The following is a 549-nucleotide window of genomic DNA, read 5'->3' on the forward strand; positions in this document are numbered from 1 at the left end:
GCATAGCGTGGCGGTGTCCTCGCCGGCCGTGAAACGCACGAAGCTCGCGCGGCTGTAGCCCAGCGTCGCCACCAGTGCCAGCAGTGGCTCGCGCCCGCGCCGAATGACTGTGAAGTCGGCCTGCATTTGCTTGCCAGGGGCCGTCTCGAAGCGCACCAGCGGCTCGGGCTCGGCGCGCTTATGCGGCGCCAGAAACACCTCGAGCTGGCTGACGCCACCGTCGTAGCCGCGTTCGCGCAACTCGCGTAGCAGCACGGTCGCCGGAATCCAGCGCGGGCGTGCCGCTTCGATGCGCTCCAGCAAATAGCCGTGGTGCGGCGCAAGCTTCGTTGCCCTGAGCTCACGCGGCCTGTACCGACCCGCGTGTTCGTCGCCCAAATAGCGCCGCACCGTGTTGCGCGACAGACCCGTCTGCCGTGCTATCTCCCTCACCCCCGCACCTCGTTTCGCCAATACCCTGATTTCCACTGCTTGCTCCTGTGTCAGCATCGGCGGCAAATCCGCCATCCTCCACCAGGTGGGTCAGTTTTACTTCGGCGGGGTGGGTCA

General features: G+C 66.5%; 1 protein-coding gene. It reads right to left on the reverse strand.

Annotated features, from left to right (window positions below):
- Positions 1-489: helix-turn-helix domain-containing protein (locus tag MKD50_RS30590; RefSeq protein ID WP_252669793.1), on the reverse strand; the 489-nt coding region annotated here is incomplete at its 3' end.
- Positions 490-549: the final 60 nt, after the last annotated feature.

The organism is Cupriavidus mimosae, assembly GCF_023952485.1.
GTDB lineage: Bacteria > Pseudomonadota > Gammaproteobacteria > Burkholderiales > Burkholderiaceae > Cupriavidus > Cupriavidus taiwanensis_C.